This is a genomic window from Alkalinema pantanalense CENA528 (assembly GCF_050753345.1).
GTDB classification, from domain to species: Bacteria; Cyanobacteriota; Cyanobacteriia; order Leptolyngbyales; family Leptolyngbyaceae; genus Alkalinema; species Alkalinema pantanalense.
Genome location: NZ_JBLZFX010000043.1, coordinates 24138 through 48428, shown reverse-complemented (window position 1 = coordinate 48428; position 24291 = coordinate 24138). Strand labels below are relative to the sequence as shown.

Sequence of the window (24291 nt, the reverse complement as noted above, 5' to 3'; positions counted from 1 at the left end):
TTGGCCCTAGTGCAAAGTAGTGGCGACCCTGGCTAGCCCGCGATTTTCTCAATCCAGGGGGGATCGGTCTACCACTACTCTTAAGATACAAGGGGGGATCGGATCTGTCGCATTGATTAATCAATTTGGTATTCAGCCTATGATTGTAAACTGTCATGATTCCTGAAATAGAATCGATCACATCCAATATTTAACTAAAGTGAATCTTCGTCTATATAACTGATAATACTGTTATGGAACTTTGAATCTGTCTGCTCCTCCTCTAGATCAAAAAATATCACCCCATATCCTGCCAAAGCCGATCGCGAATCTCCAGCAAAATTGCCTCTAGCTGACCGTTAAACACCTTATTGAGTCGATCGAAGCCGCCTCCCTGCGTTTTAAACTCCCCCTGATCCAAGGCCGCCCGATCGACCACAACTTCTACCTTCAACTGCTTGCCAATGCGTTCCAACCACTTCCGCTGCGGGGGCGTCCAGGATTGGCTTGCCAGAATCTTTTTCAGGGCCCGATCGACCCGATCGCCATAGGGAATCAGCGCATCCCCCAAGGCTGCCTGGCGAATAAAGCCAATAATCGACGCCGCAATATCCTCATTCGTCGCATCCCGCCACGCCGATCGCAGCATCGTTTCCGAATAGCCCTGTTGATCCAACAACAGCTTTAATTCCTTCAACTGCTGGCGCGTCAAATCCCGAGGCCGCTGCATCACCACCATCAACGCCGCAATCTCATTCTGATTCGTCTGCAAAAACCGCCTAAAACTGTCTAAATAATCCTCCGGTTTGCCGTAGGGTTGCCCCGTCTCCGCCACCCCATAGCCCCGCTCCACCCGCCGTAACTCATCAGCATGGTAGGAAATCATCAGCGATTGCTGGCTCCCCTCCTGCCGATCGAGTAACTGGGCAATGCCCCCCCGATCGCGCAGCCAAGCCTGCACCGCCACGGGGTCACGCTGTCGCAAAAACTGCATCAACTCCGGTAGAGCCATCCCCGCAAACTGCTCCACCTGCGCCAAGCGATCGCCCGTAAGCTGCTGCCGTTTCCGCTGAAGTTTCGCCACAAACTGACTCACAATCTCCTCGATCGCCGCCTGCTCCGTTACCGTTTGCAACTCACGCACCAACTGCGCAAAGGAAAGCTTAGGATTGACCACCACGGGCTTCATGGTCGAAACTTTGGCCAGTACTTCATAAAGCCGCACCGCATCAAAAACCCGAAATACTTCCTTGCCGATCCCATCACAGCGCCGCGTCGCCCGTCCCAACATTTGCTCATAGAGAATCCGCGAATTCACCCGCCGAATAAACACCAAGTTGCAAATCTCCGGCACGTCAATGCCCGTCGTGAGCAAATCAACCGTCACCGCCACCCTCGGATTGACCTCATTGCGAAACTGCCGAATTAACTGCAAGGGCTTATCCGCCGTTCCCGTAATTTTTGCGATCGCGTCATCCTCCACACTGCCGTAGCAATCCGCAAAGGCTTTGCGTAACTGATTCACCACAATATCCGCATGGGTATCCGTCGCACAAAAAATCAGCGTTTTGCCCAACTCCGGCACCGATGGATCGAGATGCTTGGCGATCTCCTCACACACCACCCGGTTAAATTCCTCCGTCACCACCCGCCGATTAAACTGCTCCACCTCAATGTGCACTTCATCCGGTGTATGCACCAGATCCAACTGCCCCGACTGCGGATCAAAAAACTCGATCGCCTCCCCAGAATTCCAAGTCATCCCATCTTCCGCTAGGGCTGTCACAATCTGGTAGGGCGGTTCATGATCGATCAGCCAACCGTCCATCACCGCCTCGCGATAACTGTAGGTAAACACGGGTTCGCCAAAAATTTGCGTTGTATGCAAAGCAGGCGTCGCCGTTAAACCAATCTTCACCGCGTCGAACTGTTCCAACACCCGCCGATACTTCGACACATAGTCCCCAAAGTCCCGAAAGGTCAATTCCGTTTCACTCAACTCCCGATCGAGCAAATAGCCCCGATGGCACTCATCCACCACAATGCAGTCGTATTGATCCGCCGTGGGTACCGCTGCCCTGTCCGCCGGATAGAGAATCCGTTTCACCAACCCCTGCACCGTCGAAATATGCACCTTGGTTTCAGGGTTGGGGGTGGGTTTATCCATCTCCTGGATTTCAAAAATGTCCGCAAAGGTTTGCAGACTCTCCATGCGGGACTCTTTAAAGGCATTGGCCGTCTGCTCCCCCAAGGCCGTGCGATCGACCAGAAATAAAATCCGCCGAAATCGTTTCGCCTTGAGCAATCGATAGACTAACGCAATACAGGTTTTCGTTTTTCCGGTGCCCGTCGCCATCGCCAACAGCAGCGATCGTTGCCCGGTGGCTAAGGCTTGCTCCACCGATCGAATGGCTCGAATTTGGTAGTCCCGCAGTTCTAAGCCATAGTGAAAGGGTTCCTGCTCCAGTTGGCGGTGGGCCTGCTCTAGGTTTTGGGCCAGTAGCTCCACCAAGCCTTGGGGGGTGTACCAAGCCTGGAGGGAACGCCGCACGTTCTCCGGATGCCGCAGATCACAAAACCAAATGCCGCTCTTGGTTTGTAACTGTTGCAGCAGCGATCGGCCATTGGTGGCAAAGACAAACGGGACTTTGTACTGTCCCCAGGGGCCTCCGGGCAAGCTTTCGTTCCCCTTGATCTGGTAGCTACGGCTGTAGCGTTTCGCTTGATTCAAAGCCCCTTCAGCCACATCCAGGGTCTGACGCTTGGCCTCCACCACCGCCACCACTTGCAGCCCCACAGATAGCACATAGTCTGCTTTTCCGGACGCTGTGGGCCACTCCGCGATCGCGAGATTTTTTCCCTTCTGGGGGCGTGCCCCTTTGCCATAGGTCAGTTCCTCCGAATCCACCTCCCAGCCCGCCGATCGCAGTTGGGCATCAATCAGCCGTCGAGTTTCGCGTTCATCAAGCTGGACTTGCCCCGCCGCTGACTGGGCCTGTTCGATCGTCTGCTGGAGGGTCTGCTGAGACGTACTGGCGGCCTGTTGCTGAATTTGGTGGAGGTGGGCCTGCAATTCCTGGAATTTGGCCTCTGTTTCCTGGGCGAGGGTTTCTGCGGCTAGCCGCCGTTGGGCTTCGGCTTCCGCCAGGGCTTGGGCTGCTGCGGTCTGGGAGAGGCTGGCTTGGACTTCCTGCCGCAGTTGGGCCAGTTCGGTTTGCAGTTCTACAGCGGCGATCGTGGGATCTGCGGGGGGAATGAACGGCCCTGGATCAAAGCCGCGATCGGGCAGGAAGACGCGATGGAACCAAATCCCCAACAGCCGCGCATATTTCAAGCCACTTAAGGCCGTGCGTTGGCTGCCGGAGAGTCCATGGGTGGCACTGTTGCCCAGTTTGCGCAGTTCATGGAAGAGTCGATCGACGTCATCCTTGAGCACGCCGCGATCGCGCAGTCGCCGCAGCAAATCAACTTGTTTCTCCTCCGGATCGGCATACAGCCCCACATTGGCCGCAACCAATTGCGCCAATACCTCCCCAAACTGCCGCAGCTTAATCAAACAAGTATTGGGGTCATCGAAAAAATACCGCTCTGCCAAACTCCCCAGCCTCACTAATTGAGGATCATGGATTTTGAGAAACTCAAAATTAGGCGAGGGCATAGTCACTCGATCGGGGGATAGTCGTCGTTTTTGCTCAGTTCCCCGCTCCCGATCCGGTTTTAACGCAAATTAGTCGTTCTGTAACCGATTCACCAGAAATTTATCTTGCCATTATTAAATGCAAAATTAAATGCAAATTCCTGGGAAGATGGTGTGATTCTTTGCGGGGTTCAGCTTCCTGAGTACCCTGTATTGCCCAAGTACAGTGAGCAAGGTGTCTAGGACAAAGCGTCTAGAATCTACAGTTACTGAATCTGTAACCAGACTCCTTTTCTAGGAAATTTTGTCTACCGTTAAAGTATTGAGCTATGGAGCGATCGGCTTGTATTAGGTCAGTCTGCCGCCCTTCAGTCTAGCCTAATGTTCAAAGTTACATTCAAAGTTACAAATGTTGAACCTTTGTTTCATGATGGGATCTCTCTATAGATTGTGTGAAAGATGACCTGCATAAGTGGTCAACCTTCGAGATATAAAGATGCCAATCCTGCTCAGGGTTGCCATCGCTGGAATGGTTTTGAGTGGATTGTTTTCATGTGTTGTTGTGAGGAGATTTGGGGATGATGTTCCTAAAACTGACTTTGTTGCGTCGAGCAAGCGCGATCGCGTTGGCAACCCTGCTTCCTGCGCTGTCGATCGCACCTGCCTATGCAGATTTGCGCCCTGAACCGCCCAGCGGCATCTGCACGAATATTGAACCCCTCAGCCAAACTGATGGCAATGTGCAAGCCCTGCGACGGCTAGCCCAACGCTATGGCATTGCCGCACCGTTGCTCCAAGCCAAGACCCTAGAACGGATTGAATTTGGTCAAGAACTGGGACGTATTGTTAACGAACTCTTTCAGAAATCCCTGAAGGGTTCCGTGACGGTGGTCAGTGCAGACATCACCACGATCGAACAACTTCAGCAAGCCTTTGGCCGGGAGTTACAAGCCGCAGGCCGTTATCCGATCGAACCCCGATTTTTCATGGCTCCCACGGTTCAGGAAGTCGCCCAGTTGCGATCGTTATTGCAAAAATACGCGCCTCAAACTTCAGAAATCACCCTGCCCAACAACCCCACTCGCCCAGTTTTTGCGAAAGCTTTAGGAGATTTTCTGACCCAGTTGTATAAGAAGCTGGCCGCAGATAAAAAAGCTCCCCGTCCCAGCAATCCAGAACTCGCGATTATTCAACAATTGGAAAGCAACTATTCTCCCGAATTGGCGCAGCAACCTGGTCAGGATGAACGTCTAGAAGCTAGAGTCGCCACTCTCCAGACCCAGCAATTCTCTACAACTACGCAGCTTTCTGGAGAAGTCTTGTTCACTGGCAAGGATCAACTACATACCCGTTTGAATGGCAACATGGCCAACGTCCGTGTTCGACCGGGTGCAGCAACTTCCCCGAAACTCAGTGTGCCTAAAACTGTTCTTGCGCCTTTGCCCGCCGCGCCCCCTACGGGAGTTCCTGCGCCGGAACCCGGTCGCTTTAGCGATCGCGATCGCATTCACAAACCAGGAACGGGCAATACGGAAAACTACAACCCGATCGAAGAAAATCCCTTCCAACGGTCTACCACTGTGCCTTTGTCTACCTTCTCAATCGATGTAGATACGGCATCCTACAGCAATACCCGTCGCTTTATCACCAGTGGGCAGGTGCCGCCCAAGGATGCAGTGCGGATTGAGGAATTGATTAACTATTTCCCCTACCGTTACCCACAACCCCAGGGCGATCGACCTTTTTCCGTCACGACTGAAGTGAGTCAAGCCCCGTGGAATCCCAAGCATCAACTGGTGCGGATTGGTTTGAAAGGGAAACAATTGCAGGAAGTACCACCCAGCAACTTAGTCTTTTTGATTGATGTTTCCGGTTCCATGGGTTCGCCGAATAAGTTACCGTTGGTGCAGCGATCGCTCTGTTTGTTAACACGGCAGTTAACGGGACGAGATCGGGTTACGCTAGTGGTCTATGCAGGTAATGCAGGATTGGTGCTGCCGCCCACACCGGGGGATCAAAAGCAGAAAATCATGGCGGCGATCGAACAACTGGAAGCAGGAGGTTCCACTGCTGGGGGCCAAGGCATTGAACTGGCTTACAAAAAAGCCCAGGAAAGCTTCATCAAAGGCGGCAACAATCGCGTCATTTTAGCGACGGATGGCGATTTTAATGTCGGTGCGTCTAGCGATGCTGAATTGGTTCGCTTAATTGAACAGAAACGGGATAAAGGCATTTTCTTAACTGTTCTTGGATTTGGTACTGGCAATTACAAAGATTCCAAAATGGAGCAACTGGCCGACAAAGGGAATGGCAATTATGCCTACATTGACACCTACAACGAAGCCAAGAAAGTCCTGGGAACGGATCTGCGGGGAACGCTGTTTACGATCGCAAAGGATGTCAAAATTCAAGTAGAGTTCAATCCGGCTAAGGTGCAAGCGTATCGATTAATTGGCTATGAAAATCGGGCGTTGCGGGATCAGGATTTCAATGACGATCGCAAGGATGCAGGCGAAATTGGGGCAGGACACACGGTAACTGCGCTCTATGAAGTGATTCCCACGGGGGTGGAATTGGATGTGAAAGTCCCTTCGATCGACGATTTGAAATACCAGACGCCCAAGGCAGATAGTACAGTTAGCAATTCATCGGAACTAATGCAAGTGAAGTTGCGTTATAAACAACCCACGGATTCCGCAAGCCAATTGATTAGCCAGCCGATTATGGCACAATCAACCCCGATCGAAGCAACGTCATTAGACATGCAGTTTGCAACTTCTGTGGCAATGTTTGGGTTGGTTCTGCGGGATTCAGAGTTCAAAGGGAAAGCCTCGATTCAAGATGTTTTGACCTTAGCGAAGCGATCGCAGGGGGATGATCCAGAAGGCTACCGCCAGGAATTTGTGCAACTGGTGGAGCAGTACCAAGGCATCGCCAAGACTAAGAATCCATAGACCCAAGGGGTCGATCGTGGGAATGAGCAAAATCGGTTGTCAGGAACGATCGAAACGACCGTTCAGGTTTTGAGAAGAGACTCTCGATTTGAGTAGGCGATTGGTGGGCAAGAGCTTCTGGGCTGAAACCGGAGTCTTGCCCACATCTCGTTTTTTATAACCCTCGAGAACACCGTGCGATCTTTGGGAATCTTATTCGATCGCGTGAATGATCATCTGTGGTCTGCTGTATCGATTAGTTAAGCAAAGGACTGTATGATGCAGATCATGCTTTTTGATATGTTGCTCCTTTTTATCAGGAAAATCGAAACTATATATAATGAAAAATGATTTTTCTAAGCAATTTAGCAATCGCCGTAACTTCATTTTTGTGATTTTTAGATGATTTATTAATTTTAATATCCCCCTGATCCCGTCAAACGATTCTATTCCTAAATATCTTAAGAACTAGAATGCAAGGACCAGAATCTAGGGGGACTGTCACGATCGAACTTGACTTAGTAGATGATGAACCACGCAGTAGACAATGCGTGTGTACTGTTACACCCCGATCGCTCAGTCTCTAACTATTTAATGGCACCCCAGAGTTGACTTTCACTCCAAGTTGTTCCATTGCTAAACTTGATGCTCTCAATCCCATAACGGCCTGAAATTCCTCCATAGAGCTGGTCTTTCAGCAAAATAGTATCTGAGATGCCGCCGCCAAAGGAAAGCTGCACATCATTGCTTGTACCGACTCGGGTGACTCGCACATTGCTTGAAGTCAGGCCCGCACCCGATAAAACTAACGTATCGACATTTGCATCATTGCTGCTGTCAGAGAGCGTATCGTTGCCATCTCCCAGATTAAATAAATAGGTATCAGCACCCGCTTTGCCATCTAAGAAATCATTACCTAGGCCACCGCGAATCGTGTTATTTGCATTGGTCCCTTCTAAGCGATCGTTGGTCATTGCTCCCTGCTTGAGATAGGCAGCCCACAGCTTTTCTTCATTCCAAACAACGCCATCGCTGAATTTGACGCTCTCCACACCATAGTTCAAGCTGTTACCCGAACCATAGACTTGATCCTTGATAAGGACAGAATCGGTGATGCCGCCGCCAAAGGCAACTTTGAGATCTCGGCTGGTGCCAACCCGCGTCACGATAACGTTTGTGGAAGTGAGTCCCGTTCCCGAAAAGACCAACTGGTCAATGCTGGTATCGTTACTGCTGTCAGCCAGCGTATCTTGGCCATCGCCCCGATTAAACAGATAGGTATCTGCGCCAGCGTTACCATCCAAGAAATCACTACCCAGACCACCCCGAATCGTGTTATTGGCTCTGGTGCCTTCTAAGTGATCGTTGGTTGCGGCTCCCTGCTTCAGGTAAGCAGCCCAGAGTTGTTCTTCGTTCCAAACAACGCCATCGCTGAATTTGACGCTCTCCACACCATAGTTCAAGCTATTACCCGAACCATAGACTTGATCTTTCAAAAGGACAGAATCGGTGATGCCGCCGCCAAAGGCAACTTTGAGATCTCGGCTAGTGCCAACCCGCGTCACGATAACGTTTGTGGAAGTGAGTCCCGTTCCCGAAAAGACCAACTGGTCAATGCTGGTATCGTTACTGCTGTCAGCGAGGGTGTCTTGACCATCGCCCCGGTTGAACAGATAGGTATCTGCGCCAGCGTTACCATCTAAGAAATCACTACCCAAACCGCCTCGAAGGATATTGTTTTGCTTGGTGCCTTCTAAGCGATCGTTGGTTGCGGCTCCCTGCTTCAGGTAAGCAGCCCAGAGTTGTTCTTCGTTCCAAACAACACCATCGCTGAATTTGACGCTCTCCACACCATAGTTCAAGCTATTACCCGAACCATAGACTTGATCTTTCAAAAGGACAGAATCGGTGATGCCACCGCCAAAGGCAACTTTGAGATCTCGGCTAGTGCCAACCCGCGTCACAATCACGTTCGTTGAAGTCAATCCACTACCAGAGAAGACTAACTGGTCAATGTTGGTATCGTTACTGCTGTCAGCCAGCGTATCTTGGCCATCGCCCCGGTTGAATAGATAGGTATCTGCACCAGCCTTCCCGTCCAAGATATCGTTACCCTTCAATCCAGACAAAATGTCATTTTCAACACTGCCATTGAGGGTGTCATTATTACTAGTACCGTTAATAATCATGCTACTTGTCTCTTACACAACAAATCGTAAACGAACGAAAAACACCCAATACAATCCTGCGATCGGGTCTGCGTTCATTTACTGGATAGTCTGTATTCATGGTGCAGCTTAACTTATGCAATTACAGAACGGCAAATGCAAAATAAAGTAAAAAAGTTATAGCGACTCTAGAATTGAGAATGCTAGTGTTAATAAATTAAAAAACTCACCCGTGTAGGTGAGTTAGATATAGATATTAGTCAATGAAATCTTCTAGAATCTCCATTGAGATCGTAATCATGATCATCAAGAATTCATATTGAGATTAGAAGGGAGGTGGACTGGGATCTGTATTGGCTGGTTGATTTGCCTCGGGGATTGGCGAGATCGGGGGTGTGGCATTATTCCAGTCGATCGGATTCAGCGTCCCGTTATTAAGAGTCCCATTGGGCTGGGTCGCGATCTGCTGCTTTTTGGGTTTGGGTGCTGCACTTGGAATTAACCCCGGCACCATTTGGGCGATCGTTCGATCGCGTGTTTCACTCCGGCCTAACCGTTGTAACCATTTTTGGGTAGACTTGCGACCTTCCCGATCGTCCATCAAAATTGCTCCCCAAACCTGGGCATAGGGATTCCCCGGATCGAGTTCCACTGCCGTCATGACCCGTCGCCAGACTCGCCCCGCATCCAACCGAATATTTTCCAGCAGACTCTCCCGATCATCCTTCGCTGATCGAAATACCTCGATCGCCGACTTCCATTGCCCATCAATCAACTGCGTTAGGATTTGTTGACTGGGATTGGTCGAAGACTGTTTTGCCTGGGCTTGAGTCAAGTTGGCATGGCGTTGAATCAAATCTAACTGCGCCTGCGCCTGGGCTGACCATTTGGGTTCCTGCTTTTTAATGCCCTTCAGCCGTTCCAGGGCGATCGACCATAAACCGCTCCGTGCGAGTTGCAATGCATCCCCATAGTCCGCCGCTTTCAGTGCTGGCTTTAGCAGAGAAATCTCCTTTAACCGCAGTCCTTGGCTGCCTTGACTCAGTTGATAGATCTGCAACTGTGGCTCTAACCCCACCGTTTGATTCACCACCAACTCCGGCTGCGAACTGCCCGTCACCTGCTGCCAGTAGGGTAATTCCCCCGTCGGACTTGTCCAGGAAATCAACGCCTGCAATTGCCCCCGCTTCGGGTCATACTGCACCACCCGGCCAAATTTCACCCTATTTTCGCCCGCATTCTTTTCCCCGATCGCATTCAACCAAATGCCCGACTTCCCATCCGGCCCCTCGATTTTTTCGATATGATCCAGTCCCAACACCGTCGAAGATCCATGGGCTATGATTTGCAGATTTGCCATGGGTTCCAGGACAAACCACTCTTCAAGTCCCGCGAGACTAATTTGACTGACCAGTTGGTAATGGGGTTCGCGGGAACTGCGGCCTGGGTGCTGGGCAGGGCGATACACGCGCAATTCCACAATGCGATCGCACTTTGCTGAACAGTTAAAGGTTTCATCCAACACGGGATACAACACATCCTTGCCCGACAATGCGATCGCGTCGCCTAAGCGGTATCTTGCGTTTTTCACATCCGTTTTGATTTCCGCCAAGGTCTGGGGCGCATCCCAATCCGGTACCGGAATTTGCCACGCTTCCGGTAGATAGCGATTCACCCAGACCACCGATTTTGGCTGCACAATAAACTGGGCACTGAGCACTCCTGCGCCCACTACCAAACTGCCAATGCCCAGCAGCAACGCCAACGGCAACAATCCCTTGAAAAATCGCCAAAATCCGATCGCAAACTGTTGCCACCGATTGCCCGATCGAGCGTTCGATCGAGGGTTTGTGGGCGAGGTCGATTGGGAGGGAGATCGAACGGATGCTTGTGACGCGATCGGGGCTAATTCCGACGAAGATTCCGATCGTTGCTGGGAGTCTTGCTGAACATTTGGCTGGGCATCTGGCTGAATATCTGGCTTTTTAGCAAACAGCTTGGCAAAGGGCAGCTTCACCAACGACGACTGGCCCGTTTGCGGTTTTTCTGGCCGTTTTTCCTGGCGCTGCTCCGATCGCTGTTCGGTGCGTTTTTCGATTCGTTTTTCAATTCGCCTTTCAATCCATTGTCGCCGTTGCGAGCGTTGCGCACGGTTCGGGAGAGAGCGGTCATCATCAGGGCGGCTATTACGGCGCATGGCGAGGGTATCCAATGGAGGATTCAGCTAGAGTCTAGTCAGTACTTGTTCATAGCGCTGACCAGCACCTTCCCAGGTAAATTCCGCTTCAATGTAAGCTCGAGCCGCCTGGGAAAGACGTTGCCTCAGTGAAATGTTATCCAAAAGCTGGGAAATTGACTCAACATATTCTGTAACTTCGTTGGCTCGCAATGCCCGCAGGGGAAGATTGTCACCGTGATCAGCGGTGCCTTCCCGATCGACCTGTAAGCCTTCCAAGCCCCGATCGCTGGCCACGACGGGTACGCCCGCTGCCATGGCCTCCAGGGTTTTGTTTTTGATCCCATACCCGGTACGCATGGGAATCACGCAGACGGTCGCGTCGTGGAGATATGCTGCCATGGAGGGAACCTGTCCCGTTACCGTGACGCCGGGAAGCTGGGCGAGTTCCTGCACCTCTGGTACAGGCCGCGATCCAACGAGGGCGAGGGTGGCCTCCGGATAGCGTTGTCGCACCTGGGGGAAAATCTCACGGGCGAGGTAACGGGCCGCGTCAATGTTGGCTAAGTTATCCATCGCCCCAATGAAGATCAATTGTTGGCCACCGGGATCGTGGCTGCGTAGGGGAAAGGTGGAAAAATCGACGCCATTGGGGATGACGCTAACCGGGGTTTGCGGTGCGAAGGTCTGAAATTCCCGCTGATCGTCGATCGTGGTGACGACAATGTGGCTAAATTTTTGGCTGAACTGTTGTTCGTAGCGTTTCAGAAGGTGTAAATAAATCCGATCGCGCAGGGGGTTTTCAGCGGTTCCGGTCTGTAACTGGTTGCGGCAGGAGGCATAGACGGAGCTATGGACATTGACGATCGTTCGGACTGTGCGGTGGAATTGGGGCCGGATGTAGGCTTCGTTGACGCTGTGTTCGCAGGTAATCACCTCAAATTTTCCGTCGGCCACCGCCCGATCGACCCAGGCTTGCAGTTCCGGCGAATAGCTCGATCTCACCCCCGACGGTTGGCCCGTGGCCATGAACTGTCCCAAGCGCAGCAGTTTCGTGACTGGATTCACGGGGGGATTGGCAGGCCGATCGAAGATCACCAAATCTGTGACAAATTCCCGCAGGGCAGCAATCTCGCTTTCCTTTACCTCCGGCGTTCTCAGCGTCGCCAGCGTTACGTCATGGCGTTGCTGGAGGTAGCGCAGCAGGTTAAACGTGCGTACCTGGGTTCCCCCTTGGGTGGGTGGATAGGGAAAGGTGGCCGACAGTAGCAGAATGCGCATGGTAGAGATCAATAACGGTAGGGGATGGGGTAGAACGGCAGAGATGGGGCAAACTGAGGGGGAAGCGTTGTGATGGCTCCCATGCCCAAGATTACGGTTTGCATTCCCACTTTTAATCGTGCCCATCTGTTGCCCTTTGCGATCGGGAGTGTCTTGGCTCAAACGGAATCCGATTGGGAGTTGATCGTCTGCGATGACGGCTCGACGGATGACACTCCAGCGGTTATGGCAGGCTATACCGACCCTCGGATTCGCTACCTGCGCCACGATCGCAACATTGGTAAGAGTAACAACATGCGATCGGGCTATGAGGCCGCGACGGGGGAGTACTTTATTAAGTTTGACGATGACGATCGGCTGACTCCGGATTTTTTGGCAAAAACGAGTCAAATTTTAGATCAGCAACCGGAGATCGGGTTCGTGGGCACGGATCATTGGGTGATTGACGAGCAGAACCAGCGGCGGCAGGATTGGTCGGATCAGAATTCCCAACGCTGGGGCCGATCGAGTTTACCCGAAGGGTCGATCTCGGATTTGCTGACGGTGGTATTTGTGCGCCAGAGTTTGCAGATTGGGGCGACGCTGTTTCGGCGATCGGCTTTGCAGGTAGTGGATTACATGCGGCGGGATTGGCAAAATTGTGAGGATAATGACTTGTTTGTCCGCTTGGCCTTGGCGGGGTATTCGGCCTATTACCTGCCGGAACGGTTGATGGAATATCGCTTCCATCCGGAACAGCAGGGCATCCACCGGGCCATTCCCTACCTGAGCGATAAGGTGCAGTATTTGCAGTCCTACGAATTCCAGGGCGAGCTAGAAGAAATCCGTCGATCGCGCTTGGCCGAAACGCAGTTACAACTGGGCTGGTATTTGATCGAAACCGGGGAAATTGCTAAAGGGCGGAATTTGGTACAGGCGAGTTTGGCGCGATCGTCGGTACGATCGAATCTCCGTGCCGTTGTGAGATCGAACACCAAAGCAATGGTTGGGTTAACACTCTCCTATTTGCCGCAACCTGTACGTAAAAGCTTAGTCAACACATTGCGCCGTGCGAAATAGGCGATAACAAACTTGGTAATCACAAATTTGGCAATCACGAACTTATTATCTCGTCTTGGGTAACTGCATAAATTTGAGGGGTAGCAGGATACTCCACCCGATCGCGGCCCCCACAAAGACAACCAGACCCCCGATGATGGCTCCACTAGACAGTTGCGCGGGCACAGCACGATTGGCTTGGATGACTAGCCAATGGACATACCCCATAAACCCTGCAATCAATGCACCCATGCCTAGCCCATGGGCCTTGAGATAGGCAAACGTAGATTTCCGGTAGGGTTCTGAAAGCCAGATCTGCTTGTTGGGTAGGTTAATGTACTGGGCTGGAATACGGTCAACGAATACCAGACTTGCAGCAACAATGCTGGGAATCATCACCGTAAATCCCAACATAAACCAGAGATAAAACGTTCTAGACATGTATCCATTTGGCACTCCTGCTGCATCAAAGTGTGATGCGACAACGGCTGGGAGTGAGCTTGCTGTAGTCAAAATAAAAGTTAAGACTGATAATTCAGCAATTACAAATAACGTGATTGGAAGATTCTTTTTCATGATTTTTTGTATTGTTTTTATAACTGTCTTTTCCGACAGGTGCCACGATCGGACTCAGAGAAACTCATCTCATCGCAACTTTAACCCAAAAGTTTATTCCGTGTCCTCTCCCTACGTCCTAGAGTTCGGGCAAAAATATCAATGCAAAATAAATTTTAATTTAGAAAAGTTTGTAAAACCTGCGATTGGGCAGTTCCATAGGCTACTAATGGAGGAGCTATGCCGTCGCTATCCCCACCGTAAACACGATGAGTAATCAACCGGGAGAAAATGCCTATCTCCAACAGGTTTTGCAAGAAAAAGCTGAAGTCGATCGTAAACTCAGCAGCAGTCGGCCTCGGATGGCTCCCGCAGCTCCCACCCCTGGCGGAATTGCGCCACCCGCCAGCCGCGCGATCGATTACCGCATTACCGGATTCTGGATTTGGAAAAGTGTCATTGTCCCCCCCAATGTTTACATTGTGCATACCCGACGGGGCCATCGTGACCCATTACATATTGGCAAAGGGATTTCCTTTCGCTTCAATCCTCTGACCGATTCCTTCCTCATCATTCCGGCGGCGGTGCAAACGATTTTAATTAATGCCAATTGCATTTGTACTGAGCGTCAGGGACTGGTGGTACAAGCTTACGTGCAATGGATCATTAATGATATTTCCACCGCCTATTGGAAATTAGATTTTTCTGATTTAGAAGATCCCATGGGCATCGTTAATTTACAATTACGGGAACAGGCAGAAGCGGCCATCAAAGATAAAGTAGCGACCCTCAGCATTGACGAAGTTTTAAGCGACAAACAGCCCATTATCGAGGAATTAACCCTCCGCTTACAGACGGTTGCAGAAGGCAGCGGCAGTGAAGCAGGACTGGGACTGAAAATTGTAACCGTGCAGATTAAGGAAGCGATCGTTAGTTCGACGCAACTCTGGCAAAACCTTCAGGCACCCTTTCGGGCAGAACGGGAAAAACTGGCACGGCTGGCACAATTGGAAAGTGATCGGGAAATTACCGCCCGAGAACTCGCCAATCGACTTAGTGGTGAGCGGGATGAGCTGAATGTAGCCAGCGAAATTGACCAACTGCGGGCAGAACAAACCCGAGTGGCCTACGATCGTGAGCAGGTCGAAAAGTTACGCCGCAACCAGGTGGAAGAAGAGGCCGAACGGCAAATTTTAGCGGAACAAAACCGCACCGCCCAAGCTCGGAACCAGGCTCAATTAGAGTTGGTTTTGCAGGAATTGGAGTTGGAAAAACAACGCATCGCCGCCGAAATGGAAAAAGTGCAGCAGCAAATGCAACTGGATGCTGTACAGGCTCAGAAAACCGTGGCGGATGTTACAGCCAGTCTGGAGGTGGCAGAATTGCGGAACCAAGCCGATCATATTCAGCACGATCGCCAACTGAATTTAGACCGGAAACGGCGGGAAATTGAAAATGAGGTGTCCGATCGCTTGATCCAATCCCAGTTGATTGCGCAGTTGCCCACCATTGCCAAAAACTTGCCCACACCCCAGGAACAACGCACAACGATCATCACATCGGATGCTCAGGAAAGTCTATTCAATCCGCTCCTCGGCTTTTTAGCCGGGTTGTCGAACGTGACGCGGGATGCGTTTGCGCGTTCTCAGGATGCAGCAGAGCCGAAATAGTGTTTCCCATCCATCTGATTTAAAATGGACGATCTTGGAATTACTGCGCGATCGCGCCTTTGAGGATCTATGAGTTACTTCCGTCCCGCCGTTGATGCCATGACCGGCTATGTGCCCGGAGAGCAACCCAAACCCGGCACCCGCATCATTAAGCTCAACACCAACGAAAATCCCTACCCTCCCTCGCCCCAGGCCATGGAAGTCCTGCACAAGCTGGATGGGGAATGGCTGCGTCGCTACCCCGACCCCTTTGCCCGCGAATTTTGTCAGGCGGTGAGCGATGCCCTGGGGGTGCCGAGCGACTGGATCATCGTTGGTAACGGTAGCGACGATGTGCTGAATATCCTCGTCCGAGCCTGTGCCGAAGGCCACGATCGCAAAGTCGTCTACCCCATGCCCACCTACGTTCTCTACCGCACCCTGTCGGAGATGCAGCCTGCTGAAGTGCTGGAAATTCCCTATCCCGCTGATTTCAAACTCCCGATCGAGGAACTGGTGGCGGCCAACGGAGCCATTACCTTCCTCGCTTCCCCCAACAGCCCCTCCGGCCATTCCATTCCGCTGGATGACATTCGGGAACTGGCGCGGCGGGTTTCCGGCGTGGTGGCCGTGGATGAAGCCTATGTCGATTTTGCCGAATTTTCCGCGCTGCCCTTGGTGCAGGAATTCGACAATGTGATTATTCTGCGTACGTTGTCTAAGGGCTATTCCTTGGCGGGTCTGCGGATGGGGTTTGGGATTGCTAATCCTAAACTGCTGGAAGGCTTATTTAAGGTCAAAGATAGCTACAACATCGACGCGATCGCAACTTTGGTGGGAGCCGCTGCCATGCGCGACCAAGCCTACAAAAACGCCTGTGCTGAGAAGGTAAAAACCTCCCGTGCCCAATTGGCGATCGATCTGAAAAAGCTGGGTTTCACTGTGCTGGATTCCCACGGAAATTTCGTGCTGGCAACGCCTCCGGCGGGTTCTGCGGCGGCAGATCTCTACCTTGCACTCAAAGACCGGGGCATTCTGGTGCGTTACTTCAAACAACCGGGGTTAGATGACAAACTCCGCATTACCGTCGGTACCGATGAACAAAATCAGACGTTGCTAGAAGCGTTGATTAGTTTGATGAATTAGCGCTTGCAATTCAGCCATTGATTCCTATTGATTCGATTGTCTGGGATGGCTCACTCGCTATTATCTCGATTGTCTTAATCAGTTTTATAACTTAATCAGTTTTCTAACGAGATGATTGGAGCAATCGATCGAGCAGTTCAGCCAATCCCAGACGATCGGCCCACGATCGTAAATAGTCCACATCCAGGAGATCTTCTTGCACCTTCATCACCCCTAAAACATCTCGCTGCTGTTTCTCTGAATCCGCTTTCCAAAGCAGCTTAGACAGAATTAAATCTTCCGGTGAGATAAACCAGGCTTGCGTTTCAGCAAAATCAATCAACTGCCGTCGCTGCATTTTAGCTTGGTCAAAGTCGGTAACCCCCGCTAGCGAAATATCCGCCGCCAGCGCCAAATCCATCTGCACCACATTAAGGATAGAACCTTGGCCTGCTTGCAACTTTTCTACCGCGCCCGGTGGACAGTAGAACCGTTGAGCTTCTAGGGCAGTCACTAAGCTGGGTAGGTTCGTCCTAGCAATTTCCACCACCAAGTCTAAGTCCAGCGTGTACCGGGGTTGCCCATGGACAATCGTGGCAACTCCCCCAGAAATGAAATAGGGAATGCCCAAGGATTCCAGCGTTCCATGTAAAATCTGGGCGATCGTGGCTGGATCTTGAATCCAATGATCTGGGTTGTCCGCTAGGGGTGGCATCAGGTTCTCCAGGCCGTGGAATCTCGGTAAAATTGAGCGTAAAAAATATCGGGTCGCCTGCGTTTTCCTGCGTCGGCGTTCTTGCTGGAGGGCGATCTGTTTCCCGCAACGAATCATCCCGGCCCCGATCGCATAGCGTTCCGCTGGTGTTTTCTGTCGCAGTAATGCCATTTGGTAGCGATCGGCGTCTGGGGACAGATCCACCGCTTGGGTTAAATAAGCCATTTTGCGTAAACTCCTGAGCCACCTCTCCTAACTTGCTATTATTCTTCCTTTCCCATTCTCAATTTTCAATTCCCCTGGTAAGGTGTTAGGCTATCGTGACCTGGACGGCTAGCGATGAAACGGTGGATCCTACTGATTTGTTTTGTGATTGGTCTTGGGGCAGCGATCGCCTTGCATGGGCCATCGTCCCTGCTGAAATCCCTAGGACTGGCTCAGCGCGGTACCTACCAAAGCATCATCCTGGACTTTCGGGAGGATGTGGGTGACGGGGCGATCATGGCTCAACTGGAAGCCGCTGCCAAACAGTTCAACCTCAATCCTCGCCTCAACAGCGAATTTTCTGAAGCCGATCATATCTACATCGTACAGGGCGGCAAAAAGCTTCTCAAACAACTTCGGCAGTCAGAACTCGCCAACTACACTGAAGCGATCGAACCCAATTACCTCTACAGCGTGCCAGAAGCTAGCCAAGTCCGATTGCCTCTGCCCGCCGAAAAACCGGAAAAAGGTCGCACGCCCAACGATCCTATCTACCCCCGCCAGTGGAACTTGCATCGCATCAATGTAGAGACCGCATGGCAAATCAGCAAAGGAAAGGGGACGATCGTCGCCGTCATTGACACCGGAATCAGCCGCGTCTCCGACTTCGCTCAAACCAATTTTCTCTCCGGTTACGACTTTATCAACGACAACACCGACGCCACCGACGACCACGGCCACGGCACCCACCTGGCCGGAACGATCGCCCAATCCACGAACAATGGCTACGGGGCAGCGGGCATAGCCCCAGAAGCGACCCTCCTACCGATTAAAGTCCTCAGCGTGGGAGGGAGTGGCACCGTGGCGGACATTGCTGAAGCGGTGCGCTTTGCGGCGGATAAAAGCGCCAGTGTGATTAATCTGAGTATGGTGGGGGATGGCAACAGTCGGCTGCTGCAAAAGGCGATCGACTATGCTCACCGCAAAGGTGCCGTCATCATTGCCGCTGCGGGGAACAACAGCCAAGATTCGGTTTCCTTTCCGGCCCGCTATCGCTATGTGATTGGGGTGTCTGCACTGAATGCAGAAATGAACCATGCGCCCTATTCCAGTTACGGGGCAGGGGTCGATCTGGCGGCTCCCGGTGGCTTCATTCGCGGTGAAGATCCCACTGGCGGCATTATCCAAAACACCTTCGATCGGCGAATGCAAATTTCCATTTTTGCACCCTATCAAGGAACCAGTTTGGCCGCTGCCCATGTCTCCGGCGTGGCGGCATTGCTGCATACCGCGGGTATTACTGATCCGGATACCCTAGCCACAATTCTGACCCGATCGGCCCAGCCCGCCTCCAGCGATCCCAAAAATTATTACGGAGCCGGAAAATTAGATGCCGCTGCAGCCCTGAACCTATCTCAGTCCCTAGATCGGGCTGAGGAATTACCGCAGGTGAATGTGTTCGATCGTTGGCGGGATCAAGGGCGCATTCCCGCACAATTTTGGTTGGATGAAAAAGCCATTCCGATCGTTCCGAAATTAGTCATGTTCGGGCTGGCCTTCTTCTTGACCCTGTGGCTCGGTTGTTGGCAAGCAGGTCAGTTCCGTTGGTGGTTGCTGCCGGGTCTTTTGTTTGGCAGTTGTGGTCTCTTTCTGTTGCGGAATGTCTATGTGTTTGACTGGTCACAACTACCGCTGCACATGGTAGGCAGCTCCGTCTCGGAGTGGGGCAATCTCTTTCAGGAGACTGCGCTACTCAATCCCCTGACCGCTAGTTGTTTGATTCCGACGATCGTGGCTCTGATCGGTACTCGGTTCCGTCCATGGGGGTGGGCCACGCCAGCGGCTGCGACGGCGACGGCTTCCCCTGGGCAACCCAGTGGTGCAGGTCTTGGCTGGCGCAATTTAGGTATTGGTTTGAGTCTGGGAATGACGGCAGCGCTGTTAGTGGATGCAGTGGTTTCCCCAGAGTTACTTGGCATTCCCGATCGCCGCATGGCCCAGGGATATCTAGTTGTCAATGCGCTCCTGTGCTACAACTTAGCCCGCTTGCTGCGGCTACCCAGGGAGCAATTTCTGCAAGGGTTAGATCCTCGGATTGCTGTCCGGCAACGCTGGAACCGTTTCCAAGAAATCATGGCTCCCATTCAAGGGTTCTTCCGGTTCCGTAGTCGCGCTGACGATCGGCGCAAGCGGCCTCTCCATGAAAAGAGTCCCCGCGACAAGAATTCTCGAGAAAAGAGTTTCCGTGAAAAGAGTTCTCGCAAAAAGAGTTCTCATAAAGAGAATTCTCGCGAAAAGAGTTCTCATGACCAGAATTCTCGCGATAAAAATGCCCAGGAAAAAGCCCTCGCTAAACCCAAATTGCCCCGAAAAAATTAGTTTCTTCGCTAGGACTGGAATTTGAGTCCCGAACAAGGGCTGGAATGGCCACTCATCTGTCTTAGGAACTGGGTTGGTCTAGGAACTGGGTTCGATCGTTGCCAGTTCCAAGATGGCCTGAAGCCGACTGCGAAATTCGCCCTTGGGGTGCCCCCCTTTAACTTCTCCTAGAATCTGAAACTCGCCTTCAGGGGCCTCACACACTAGATAGGTGGGCCAACCCATGGCCGATTTATCGGGATACTGGGTCAACAACACCTGACGATACTTTCGATAGGTAGCGGTGTCCTGCATTTTGACGTCAATAAATCGCAACCCCAATTCTTCGGTCACTTTCTGGTCATAAAAGGACATTTTGTGACAAATGCCACAGTCTTCAGAAGAAAATTTAATGACGGCCCGATCGTCCCCCATACATTCACCTTCTATAACAAGTTCACCGATACTACCGTAGAACCTAGCGTAAAAACGGTGGACGCCGCAAATCAAGCGGTTTCGACTTGACAATTTCGCTCATAAATCGGCGCAGGGCTTGCTCGCGATTTTTCATGAACTCTGACCAAAAACCGGGCTGAAATTCATCCATCGTTTTTGCCAAAGCCCAAACATCCACCGCCAAAATGTTATATAACGTTTCATCCTCACGACGCAGAGAGTCGATTTGTTCCAAAACATCATCATCATCAGCGGCTCGGCGGCGATCGTGATTAGACAACATATCTCAAGCTCCAATGTTAAGGCTCTGGGCTGAAAATTCTGGACGCAAGCGCAAGACTTTTGAAAAGAGCCAAGCGTTTACATCCAAACGCAGATTTGAAAAATTCAGACTGTTGGGAAACACATTATTGATTCAAATAACCTGAGATTGTTTTGAAATCAATGAGACTGTCTTGAAATCAACTGGAGGATATTTCAACCAATCCGACGATCGTATTCTCCCATATTCTTTAATGGGAACCTTCCTTTGATCCATCTGTTTGGACGATCGGGATAAACAAAATAGACCACGGATTGAAAACCCCTGGATTCGTTGATCGCAGGTTAACGGAACCCCTGACATTCAACCCTGGATTAAAGAACCCTGGGTTAAACCAATAATGAGCACCTCGTCAAACTGTTCGGGATCCTCACTAAAGGGAACGATCGCCCCGTTACACCGTGCAAGATTTCCACCGTGCAAGATTTCCACCGTGCAAGATTTCCATCGTGCAAGATTCCCCATATCAGGGTCATCGCTCCCCCAGATATACCGATCCCACAGATAATAGTAGAAGCGTGATACTACATTGATAGCTCTACTTACTATGTTTCGGCAAGTTCCCCTAGCCCTTCTGTTATTGGTAATCGGTGGTCTGCTCACCGTCGTTGGATTTTATGCATATGCAACCGATAACGCCACCCTGAATTTGGCTGGCTTTTTCTATGGTATTCCAGGCTTATTGGGGGGACTCGCGCTCAAAGCTGCCGAGCTAAAGCCCGTACCCCTGACTCAACCCACGTCTGCTGATGTATTACGCCTACGTAAACAACAGGCTACCCCGACGCAATCCACAATTTTGAAAGATGTGACGCGGTACCGCTATGGACAAAAAGCCCATTTGGATAGTTCTTTGACCTACCTGGGGCTGAGTCCGACGGATGAAGAACGGCCAGTCCTCACGGGGGTTGACGAAATGGCGGTGGAGGGTGCCTATGCCCTAGGGTTGGAATTTGATTCTCCGATGATTCCCTTGGCCACCTGGCAGGAAAAACAGGAGAAAATTACAACTTATTTTGGGCCTGGTATCCGAGTGCAATTAGACAGCCCTGTGGAGAATAAGGTGAAGCTATCGTTGATTGCAATGCCGGGATAATTGATACGGGATCATTCATGGTGGGATGAATGCTAGCTAGCAATATTTGGATCAATCTCTGGCACGCTCTCTAGCATGCTGGGTAAGGGATCATTTCTCGGCGGATCCTTGCGAAAAAGTGACGCGATCGACTAGCCTGTCGATCGCGTCACTTTTCCAATCGAATCGCGTACCACTGCAAATACTGGCCGGGTTCGGGTTTCAGTTCGCAGACGGTGTCCAGTAAGTATTGTGCCTGGACCTCGATCGATGGGAGGGCTTGCACATCTGGATCCAAAACATCGGGATGGGTTTGAATCACCTGTTGCAGTTTTTCCAACATTTCTGCTGCAGTTAGAAACTGTTCGGGCTGATTAGTTTCCAGGACAACATAGTGATCCTGTTGATACATCAAGGATTGGGACATAGCTGTTAGGGGCATCGGGACTAACAAGACCTTAACTCAAAACGGATTTGCTAGGAAAACAACTCAACGATCGGGACGATTGAACTCCTAGGGCCGCGATCGTGCCACAAAATTTTCCACGATCGCATCATTTATTCCAAAACTCGGCTATACTGAAAGACTGTGATTATTTTCGAGTAAACAAGGAAGTTCCATGTCGCGTTATCGTGGGCCACGTTTAAGAATTACACGCCGTTTGGGTGGTGAGCTACCCGGTTTGACCCGTAAACAAGCTCGTCGGGCTTACCCCCCCGGTCAGCATGGTCAGGCGCGTAAGAAAAAGTCTGAATATGCGATTCGTCTGGAAGAAAAGCAAAAGCTGCGTTTTAACTACGGTTTGAGCGAAAAGCAATTGCGTCGTTACGTCCAAAAGGCTCGTCGTGCAGCGGGTTCAACCGGATTGGTGCTGCTGCAACTGCTGGAAATGCGTCTGGATAACACCGTGTTCCGCATGGGCATGGCTCCGACGATTCCAGGGGCACGCCAATTGGTGAACCATGGTCACGTTACAGTGAATGGCAAAGTGGTGGACATTGCTTCTTACCAGTGCCGTCCCGGTGAAGTGATTTCGGTGCGGGATAAGGCTGCTTCCCGGAAGTTGGTGGAAGCGAACCTGCAATATCCTGGTCTTTCAAATCTTCCCAGCCACCTAGAGTTTGATAAGAACAAACTGACCGGAAAGGTGAATGGGGTGATTGAGCGGGAGTGGGTTGCACTGCAAGTGAATGAACTCCTAGTGGTTGAGTATTACTCTCGACTGGTCTAGAACTTTACGTTTTATCGAGAACTTTCCGCGGCAAACTCGAAGATTGTTTCAGCCTCTTGGTCCGTCAGCCAAGGGGTTTTTTGCATTTTTTGGATGGAGTGCGATCGGGCTGTGGAATCAGTACGATCGGGTATTGGTGCATCCCACTTGTGCAACCCTCACCCTTGTATCTTCAGGAGACGGTTGGTATTTTCAGAGTAGTGGTAGACCGCCTCCCCCTCAACTTAGCGATTAGAATTAGCGATTAGAAGTTTTGCTTTGCTGTCGAAGCATCGCTGCACGTTGAGCGTATTGCTGAGCCAAAGAATTCTGACCCGTGGCTTTGTAGAGATTCGCTAATACCTCGATCGCTGAAATTGTATTGGGGTGTGTTGCTCCTAATTTCTTTTCTTGGATATTCAGCGATCGGGCTAAAAGGGGTTCTGCTTGAGCATATTGCTTTTGAAAATAATAGTTGGCCCCTAGATTCCAAAGCGTTGCCGCTAGGTTTGGATCGTCTTTCGCCAAATTTGCTTCGTCAAGTGCGAGGGCACGCTTCAACAGGGGTTCTGCTTTAGTAAATTGTCCTTGAGTTGTGTAAGTTGATCCCAAAGCATTCAAAACATTAGAAAGATTCTGGTTATTCTTGCCATAAGCCGCTTCTCGAATGGCAAGAATACGGAGATAAAGGGGTTCTGCTTGAGCATACTGTTTTTGAGAATGGTAGGTTGCTGCTATTCTCTCCAACGAAGGAAGTAACTCAGCTGCACTCTTGCCCAACCTAGCTTCCAGGATTTTGAGCGCCCGCAGATCAAACGGAACTGCCTGATTCCATTGTTGCTGTTCCCAATACAGTCTTGCCACATTCTGGAGCGTAGAGCCTAATAAATTAAGATCGGCTTTGTCAGGCTTAGCTTCCAGCAAATGAATCGCCCGCAGAAATAAGGCTTCTGCCTTCTGATGTTGCTGCTGTTCTCGGTAAAAATCAGCTAAGTTATTGAGGCTAAAAGCTATATCAGGATTCTCTTTGCCGATCGTTGCTTCATTGATGCGAATGGCGCGGATTAGCAGAGGTTCTATTTTATCGTTTTGACCCAAGAAACGATACGCCATTGCAAGATTGTTGAGTGCTGTGGCGATCGCAGGATGATCTCCTAAAATGGGTTCACCCACTTCGAGGGCATGTTGAGCTGTGGCGATCGCTTCTGCATATTTTTTCTGAACAACAAGTTGAGCGGTTTTCCGATTCAAATCATTGATAAGCCCTTCTGTTGCAGCTTTCTGAGTGGGGATAAGACTAACTTGAGTTTGAGCAGGTGTTGAACTTTGTAAACCGAGGGTGAACCCTGTTGTTAAACCGAGCATTAAGAGAGCGTAGATCAGCTTGCGCTTTACTTGACGTTTCATGA

19 protein-coding genes are annotated in these 24291 nt (G+C 51.0%); 8 read left to right on the top strand and 11 right to left on the bottom strand.

The annotated features are described in order from the left end of the window. Positions 1–277 precede the first annotated feature (277 nt). Positions 278–3637: a type I restriction-modification system endonuclease gene (hsdR, locus tag ACN4EG_RS15240; protein ID WP_431630659.1), complete on the bottom strand. Its 3360-nt coding sequence runs from the start codon at positions 3635–3637 to the stop codon at positions 278–280. Between the two features lie 557 nt (positions 3638–4194). Between hsdR and ACN4EG_RS15235 the strand changes: the two genes are divergently transcribed. Next, positions 4195–6570, top strand: a complete 2376-nt coding sequence (locus ACN4EG_RS15235; RefSeq protein WP_431630658.1) for a vWA domain-containing protein — start codon at positions 4195–4197, stop codon at positions 6568–6570. 566 nt (positions 6571–7136) lie between these two features. Here the strand turns inward: ACN4EG_RS15235 and ACN4EG_RS15230 are convergent. The 3 genes from ACN4EG_RS15230 to ACN4EG_RS15220 form a co-directional block, all read right to left on the bottom strand. Then, positions 7137–8738 (bottom strand): calcium-binding protein, encoded by a 1602-nt coding sequence (locus tag ACN4EG_RS15230; protein ID WP_431630657.1) that lies wholly within the window; start codon positions 8736–8738, stop codon positions 7137–7139. Positions 8739–9042: 304 nt separating this feature from the next. After that, entirely contained in the window at positions 9043–10914 is a 1872-nt protein-coding gene (locus ACN4EG_RS15225; protein ID WP_431630655.1) for a hypothetical protein, read from the bottom strand. Positions 10915–10941: 27 nt separating this feature from the next. Continuing rightward, a complete protein-coding gene (locus ACN4EG_RS15220; protein WP_431630654.1) occupies positions 10942–12174 on the bottom strand; it encodes a glycosyltransferase family 4 protein in 1233 nt (410 codons plus the stop codon). A gap of 72 nt (positions 12175–12246) precedes the next feature. Between ACN4EG_RS15220 and ACN4EG_RS15215 the strand changes: the two genes are divergently transcribed. Further along, on the top strand, positions 12247–13233 hold the full coding sequence (locus tag ACN4EG_RS15215) for a glycosyltransferase family 2 protein (RefSeq protein ID WP_431630653.1): 987 nt from the start codon (positions 12247–12249) through the stop codon (positions 13231–13233). Positions 13234–13278: 45 nt separating this feature from the next. On the opposite strand, the gene ACN4EG_RS15210 is transcribed toward ACN4EG_RS15215, so the two are convergent. After that, the gene (locus ACN4EG_RS15210) at positions 13279–13788 is read right to left on the bottom strand and encodes a DUF1648 domain-containing protein (RefSeq protein ID WP_431630652.1); all 510 of its coding nucleotides are present in this window, start codon (positions 13786–13788) and stop codon (positions 13279–13281) included. Positions 13789–14036: 248 nt separating this feature from the next. On the opposite strand from ACN4EG_RS15210, the gene ACN4EG_RS15205 reads away from it, so the two are divergent. Both ACN4EG_RS15205 and hisC read left to right on the top strand, forming a co-directional pair. Further along, positions 14037–15437, top strand: a complete 1401-nt coding sequence (locus ACN4EG_RS15205) for an SPFH domain-containing protein (protein ID WP_431630651.1) — start codon at positions 14037–14039, stop codon at positions 15435–15437. Positions 15438–15506: 69 nt separating this feature from the next. Further along, positions 15507–16562 (top strand): histidinol-phosphate transaminase, encoded by a 1056-nt coding sequence (gene hisC / locus ACN4EG_RS15200; protein ID WP_431630649.1) that lies wholly within the window; start codon positions 15507–15509, stop codon positions 16560–16562. 103 nt (positions 16563–16665) lie between these two features. On the opposite strand, the gene ACN4EG_RS15195 is transcribed toward hisC, so the two are convergent. Continuing rightward, positions 16666–17481: a hypothetical protein gene (locus ACN4EG_RS15195; RefSeq protein ID WP_431630646.1), complete on the bottom strand. Its 816-nt coding sequence runs from the start codon at positions 17479–17481 to the stop codon at positions 16666–16668. Between the two features lie 114 nt (positions 17482–17595). On the opposite strand from ACN4EG_RS15195, the gene ACN4EG_RS15190 reads away from it, so the two are divergent. Beyond that, positions 17596–19839: a S8 family serine peptidase gene (locus tag ACN4EG_RS15190; RefSeq protein ID WP_431630645.1), complete on the top strand. Its 2244-nt coding sequence runs from the start codon at positions 17596–17598 to the stop codon at positions 19837–19839. A gap of 78 nt (positions 19840–19917) precedes the next feature. On the opposite strand, the gene ACN4EG_RS15185 is transcribed toward ACN4EG_RS15190, so the two are convergent. The 3 genes from ACN4EG_RS15185 to ACN4EG_RS15175 form a co-directional block, all read right to left on the bottom strand. Next, the gene (locus ACN4EG_RS15185; RefSeq protein WP_431630644.1) at positions 19918–20253 is read right to left on the bottom strand and encodes a thioredoxin family protein; all 336 of its coding nucleotides are present in this window, start codon (positions 20251–20253) and stop codon (positions 19918–19920) included. 43 nt (positions 20254–20296) lie between these two features. Beyond that, positions 20297–20557: a hypothetical protein gene (locus tag ACN4EG_RS15180; RefSeq protein WP_431630642.1), complete on the bottom strand. Its 261-nt coding sequence runs from the start codon at positions 20555–20557 to the stop codon at positions 20297–20299. A gap of 342 nt (positions 20558–20899) precedes the next feature. Then, the gene (locus ACN4EG_RS15175; RefSeq protein WP_431630641.1) at positions 20900–21061 is read right to left on the bottom strand and encodes a hypothetical protein; all 162 of its coding nucleotides are present in this window, start codon (positions 21059–21061) and stop codon (positions 20900–20902) included. Between the two features lie 82 nt (positions 21062–21143). Between ACN4EG_RS15175 and ACN4EG_RS15170 the strand changes: the two genes are divergently transcribed. Next, positions 21144–21692: a DUF2854 domain-containing protein gene (locus tag ACN4EG_RS15170; protein ID WP_431630639.1), complete on the top strand. Its 549-nt coding sequence runs from the start codon at positions 21144–21146 to the stop codon at positions 21690–21692. Positions 21693–21840: 148 nt separating this feature from the next. Here ACN4EG_RS15170 and ACN4EG_RS15165 read toward each other — a convergent pair whose 3' ends face one another. Then, complete coding sequence (locus tag ACN4EG_RS15165) at positions 21841–22098, bottom strand: CRR7 family NDH-1 assembly protein (protein ID WP_431630637.1); 258 nt, start codon at positions 22096–22098, stop codon at positions 21841–21843. Positions 22099–22291: 193 nt separating this feature from the next. Between ACN4EG_RS15165 and rpsD the strand changes: the two genes are divergently transcribed. Both rpsD and ACN4EG_RS15155 read left to right on the top strand, forming a co-directional pair. After that, entirely contained in the window at positions 22292–22903 is a 612-nt protein-coding gene (rpsD, locus tag ACN4EG_RS15160; RefSeq protein ID WP_431630636.1) for a 30S ribosomal protein S4, read from the top strand. A gap of 43 nt (positions 22904–22946) precedes the next feature. Then, a complete protein-coding gene (locus ACN4EG_RS15155; protein ID WP_431630634.1) occupies positions 22947–23138 on the top strand; it encodes a hypothetical protein in 192 nt (63 codons plus the stop codon). Between the two features lie 2 nt (positions 23139–23140). On the opposite strand, the gene ACN4EG_RS15150 is transcribed toward ACN4EG_RS15155, so the two are convergent. Then, a complete protein-coding gene (locus ACN4EG_RS15150) occupies positions 23141–24289 on the bottom strand; it encodes a tetratricopeptide repeat protein (protein ID WP_431630632.1) in 1149 nt (382 codons plus the stop codon). Between the last annotated feature and the right edge of the window lie 2 nt (positions 24290–24291).